Origin of the sequence: Bradyrhizobium sp., assembly GCF_050014615.1 — a bacterium.
Taxonomy (GTDB): Bacteria; Pseudomonadota; Alphaproteobacteria; order Rhizobiales; family Xanthobacteraceae; genus Bradyrhizobium.
This window is the reverse complement of sequence record NZ_JBEKCZ010000295.1, coordinates 1-4,864: the sequence shown is the minus strand read 5'-3', so window position 1 is coordinate 4,864 and position 4,864 is coordinate 1. Positions and strand designations below refer to the sequence as shown.

The 4,864-nt window shown below is 60.7% G+C and carries 4 protein-coding genes; 2 read left to right on the top strand and 2 right to left on the bottom strand.

Annotation, left to right across the window (positions count from 1 at the left end; all coding sequences use genetic code 11):
- A partial coding sequence (locus tag ABR948_RS28285; RefSeq protein ID WP_428124403.1) for a hypothetical protein occupies nucleotides 1–184 on the top strand: 184 nt, incomplete at its 5' end.
- Nucleotides 181–474: a hypothetical protein gene (locus ABR948_RS28280; protein WP_428124401.1), complete on the top strand. Its 294-nt coding sequence runs from the start codon at nucleotides 181–183 to the stop codon at nucleotides 472–474. The genes ABR948_RS28285 and ABR948_RS28280, both read left to right, overlap by 4 nt.
- A gap of 85 nt (nucleotides 475–559) precedes the next feature.
- Here ABR948_RS28280 and ABR948_RS28275 read toward each other — a convergent pair whose 3' ends face one another.
- Entirely contained in the window at nucleotides 560–1,939 is a 1,380-nt protein-coding gene (locus ABR948_RS28275; RefSeq protein ID WP_428124399.1) for a tetratricopeptide repeat protein, read from the bottom strand.
- 50 nt (nucleotides 1,940–1,989) lie between these two features.
- On the bottom strand, nucleotides 1,990–4,698 hold the full coding sequence (locus tag ABR948_RS28270; protein ID WP_428124397.1) for an AAA family ATPase: 2,709 nt from the start codon (nucleotides 4,696–4,698) through the stop codon (nucleotides 1,990–1,992).
- Between the last annotated feature and the right edge of the window lie 166 nt (nucleotides 4,699–4,864).

Here is a 4,864-nt window from a genome sequence, read left to right as displayed (position 1 = left end):
CCGGGGAATTAATGTTTCGCAACATTGCTGCCTTCGTAATAAATCCCTGATCAAGGGAACGAGCCGTCAAGCGGTGCATTCCGCTCATGGCCTGAAAGCGCAGGCAGTCGCCCCGCTGATGACATGCCGCACGCATGTCAGGGCGGGGATGCACGGCGTTCGCCGATGTCAGGGGATGAAATGAAAAAGCTCGCAACTATCACGCTTCTGCTGGCGGCGTCGGCATTGATGCTGGCGGTGCCTGTCATGCTGGCGGTGCCTGCCCTCGCGCAAATTCCGCCTGCGGTGAAAGAACCGGTATGCGAACCCACGGGGCGCACGTCGAAGGGCGATCTGGTTTATTCGATGGAATGCCGCAACATTCCGGGACTCCCCGCTGGAGCCAAGCCGGCCGGATATAATCCGACGCCCGACGTCAAGGAGATCGCGGCGCCTCCCGCCGCGCCGTCGCCATCGCCTCCAGAAAGCAAATAAAGGCTACCGGACGATGGACTAGACCCATCCCATACTTCGCACGCACTTGAATAGTTACGGGCCAGCAAGACTGTCAGTTAGCGGATCAAGGTGACGCCGGTCGCGGGGTCGGGTCCGGCCTCGGAGATGGGCCCGCGGCCTCAGTCTCCGCCGTTTCCAGCCGGACTACGCGTGGTGCCGGTTTGAGAGCCGCCGCAATGCTCTTGGCCAGCTCCGCTGCGCTGGTCTTGACGTCAGGTTGGAGAAAATCTTCGAGTCTCTGAAGGTTGGCATCTTGTCGCCCGAGCTGTTTCGCAACCGTGTAGTGAGCGTAGGCTTGGGTGTAGTCTCGCGCTGTTCCGGCACCGTCGTGATAGGCACGAGCAAGCCAATACTGGCAAAAGGCATTTCTGTAAGGCGCGCAAACCTGAAGCAGTTCAAACGAGCGTTTGGTGTCGAACCACGGTGCCCCGCGCGCATATCTGTGGACATAAGCGAGCTCGCTGGCAGCGAAGATCGAGTGCCCTTGGTGATAGGACCGCTCATACCACTTGATCGATTCTGACAAATCCGGGTCTTCTTGATTGCCATATCGGTCTCTGTACCACCGTGCGAGCGTAAGCTGTGCTCCTTCAAACCCCGCGTCCGCCGCGCGTCGCAAATAATCGATCGTTTTCGCGGCGTCCCGGCTAAGCCCGCCCCGCCCGGTATTGATGCAGTAGGCTAGTTGCGCCATGGCGATGAGCTCGCCACCATCCGCCGACCTGCGCAAGAGATCGACGGCCTTGACCGTATCGAACGTGCCGCCAAATTCGCCGCTGACGTATCCGGCAGCAGCCAGTCGCATCGCGTACGGCTCACCAGCCGCCACCGCGTCATCGATCAACTTCCGTCCCGCCGTCTGATCCTTCGGCAAGCCGCCCGCGCCCACGAAGAGGACACGGCCAAGCACGCTGCCAGCCTGACGATGTCCTCCGGCAACCGCCTCGCGCAGCAACGCTTCCGCGTTGCGCGACTGGTCGGTCGAGTTTGGGATCAGCAAAGCGAGCGCCGTGACGAACTGAACGTTCGGGTCGCTTGCGTTCGCCGATTTCAGGATATCGATCGTCTTCGCCCAATCATAGCGATAGTAGGCGCCGAGCGCCGCCGCGAGTTTCGGCTGATCGTCTGCGGCAGAATTTCGAAAAGCCGACCGGTCGACGTTGACCGTGATCTGATTGGCGATCGTGGGTTTGCCGACCTCATCGTCGTCCCAGGTATACACGGCGTGCCGGGTTGCTGCGCAGCCCGGGGTCAACGCGTTGGTGCAATCGGCAGGCTTTGCCCAGTTGCCCAGCGGAACTGCTGCTTCCGGAAGACCCAAAAGAAGCCAACTCGCAAGAAGGATTGCTGTCACCTGCGGCCAGACAAGCCACGCGCGACGGTACCAGGGATCGTACTGCCAGAACGCGATATGCAAGGCCGCTGTTCGACCCATCGCTGTCATCGAGTTTGTCGGTTCTAATTCCATCCCGGGGCCGATCGCTTCATTTGCGGTTACACCACGTCCTGCCCGACCAGCTCTACGGCCAGGAACTTGAGGGCATCGGCGATGGGAATGAACAAGTTGAGGCTTGTGCCCAATTTGTTAGCCGATTCGGTAACTCCGCGAACACTGATGGCAACGACATTGCCGAACCGGTCCACCATGGCTCCTCCGCTACTGCCGCCATGGATGGCGGCGTCGCTCTGTATGTGCTTGAGATCGTCGAACGTGCGATAGGCGCTGACGATACCCTTGCTGATGGTCGTCGAATACTCTTCACGTAACGGCGTCCCCACCGCATAGACCTCGGCGAGGACATCAGGTGGGTCGAGCTGCAGCGGCAGCGCATTCATGGCCGATTCGTTCACCTTGATCAGGGCGACATCTCGCGCCTTGTGCGATCGCAACACCTCGCCAGGCATCTGACGGCCCGTTGTCAGTTTGATGGTTACAAATTTGTTGTCTTGGGTCACGTGCTGGTTGGTCAAAAGATAGCCGTCCCTGGAGATGAAAAAGCCGCTGCCGTGGCCACCACCTTCCAGTTTTATTGTCACAACGGCGGCCTGCAGAGCGGATGTCCCCTCCGACAGAGGAATGACCGAGCGAGGCAGGGCGGGAATCTTGACGAAGGTATCGCTGATCTTCTCCGGCACGGTCTCCCGATATCCGGAAATCCGGATGGCCGCGTCGATATCCGCCATGGTGAGCTGACTCACGTCTCCCGAGGGGTCGTGCGCAATGCGCGTGGCCTGGGCCTCGCGCGCGCGCTCCAGCAGCGTCCGCATCTCGCGCGCCTGCCCCCAGGACTTGTTGTGCATGCCCAGCTTGATCCACGGACCGAGGCTGGACTCGATATCATCAGGCAATACGAAGTTTTGTCGTTTTGCCATCACCCGCAGGATAGCGGCGAGCTCGTTTGCGGCATAGGGCGGAAACTCGATCGTCTTGGTAAAGCGGCTGGAGAGGCCGGGATTGCTACCGATGAATCGCTGCATCTCATTCGGGTAACCCGCGACAATGACGACGATGCGGTCGCGGTTGTCCTCCATGAATTTGAGCAGCGTATCGATGGCCTCCTGGCCGAAATCATTACCCGGTCGGGCGAGCGAATACGCTTCATCGATGAACAGGATGCCGTCGAGCGCTTCCTTGCATTTGTCGAGCGTCTTGGGAGCGGTTTGGCCGATATAACCCGCGACGAGACCGGAGCGGTCAGTCTCGACCAGGTGACCTTTCCGCAGCACGTTGAGTGAGCGATAGATCTCGCCGAGTGCGCGCGCGATCTCGGTCTTCCCCACTCCGGGCGGACCGGTAAATACCATGTGCCGGCTGATCGGCGCGGTGACGAGACCTTGCTCGCGGCGCACGCGCTCGACTTCAAGCGACGACATGAGCCTGTTCACCTCCTCCTTGACCGAATCCAGTCCGACCATCTCTTCGAGGTGGTCCAGCGCTTGATCGAGCGTGCGTTCAGAAGGGATAGCGGCCTCAACCTTTAGCCGGCGCCCGGCGCGCGGCGCCAAATCGCCGGGCGAAGAAGGCGCCAAGGCGTGTTCAACCACGATCGGAGCCGGAGTCAGCATGGTCGGCACGGGCGGAGGCGCCGGCGGCGGGACGCGCGTTCGCATCAAAGGCACGCCTGCGCTTTCAAAGTCGACCATCTCGACCTTGCTGATGTCGGCGTTCGGATCGACGGCCACGCGCAAGGACTGGGCTTCGCCCGCCTTGTCAAGAAGATTGCGCATCTCGCGCGCGTTACCCCAGCCCTCGCTTTTCCACTGAGATTCAATCCAGGGGACCAGGCTTTGCTCGAGGACGTCGGGCAACTCCGTGCGCTGTCGCTTGGCCATCAGTCGCAAGATCGCAGCCAGCTCTTTCGGCTCATAGGCCGGGAATTCGATGGTCCTGTTGAAGCGGCTAGCCATACCCGGATTCATGGCGATGAAACGCCGCATTTCATTCGGGTATCCGGCGGCGATCACCATGACGCGGTCGCGGTTGTCTTCCATGAACTTGATCAACGTCGCGATTGCCTCGTGGCCGAAATCCTTGCCTTCGCCCGCGAGCGAATAGGCTTCGTCGAGGAAGAGGATGCCGTCGAGTGCCTCCTTGCACTTGTCCAGCGTCTTGATGGCCGTCTGCCCGATATACCCCGCGACCAGATCGGCGCGCTGCACCTCGACCACGTGTCCTTTGCGCAGCACTTTAAGTGAGCGATAAATCTCCCCCAGGGCGCGCGCGATCTCGGTCTTGCCGGCGCCGGACGGCCCGGTGAACACCATGTGCCGGCTCACCTTCGCCACGGGCAAGCCCTGTTCACGGCGCTTGCGCTCGACTTCGATGCCGGCCAGCAACTTGTTGACCTCCTCCTTGACGGAGCTGAGCCCTATCATCTGGTCAAGTTCGTCGAGCACCTCGTCGGCGCTGCGGACAGACACGGAAGCAGAATCCACGTTCAGCCGACGCCCGACCGTATAGCCCTCCCCGACGGGGACCAATCCGAATCCGGTGGGGTCGCTGGCGAGCCGCATCGCCACGTAGGTCATTGCGACGCCGGCCATCATGATCAGAAGCACGGCACCCACCGTCAGCGAGTTTGCCCATGTCAATGCGATGAATGGACCGGATCTCGGATTAAGGATCCAGTTGGTGGCGACCGCGGCCACAATCATGGCGACGCACATGCCGGCCATCGGGTTGTTGCGGAAGAAGTTCTTCATTGACGGCAATTCCCAATCACGGCGACCAATTCACCCAATTTGCACATTCATGATGGGCACGGGCTGCGAACCTGCCATCTCACGTTAACGGAATACGTGCCGTTCACGTCGTGAATACCACCGGGCCTCAGGTATAACCCCACCTGGTCTGCCTCGCCGACCAATG

What these genes read in the sequence shown, in the direction of transcription:
- ABR948_RS28275 (WP_428124399.1), bottom strand. Translation starts at nt 1,939, where the DNA reads ATGACAGCGATGGGTCGAACAGCGGCCTTGCATATCGCGTTCTGGCAG.
- ABR948_RS28280 (WP_428124401.1), top strand. Translation starts at nt 181, where the DNA reads ATGAAAAAGCTCGCAACTATCACGCTTCTGCTGGCGGCGTCGGCATTG.
- ABR948_RS28270 (WP_428124397.1), bottom strand. Translation starts at nt 4,698, where the DNA reads ATGAAGAACTTCTTCCGCAACAACCCGATGGCCGGCATGTGCGTCGCC.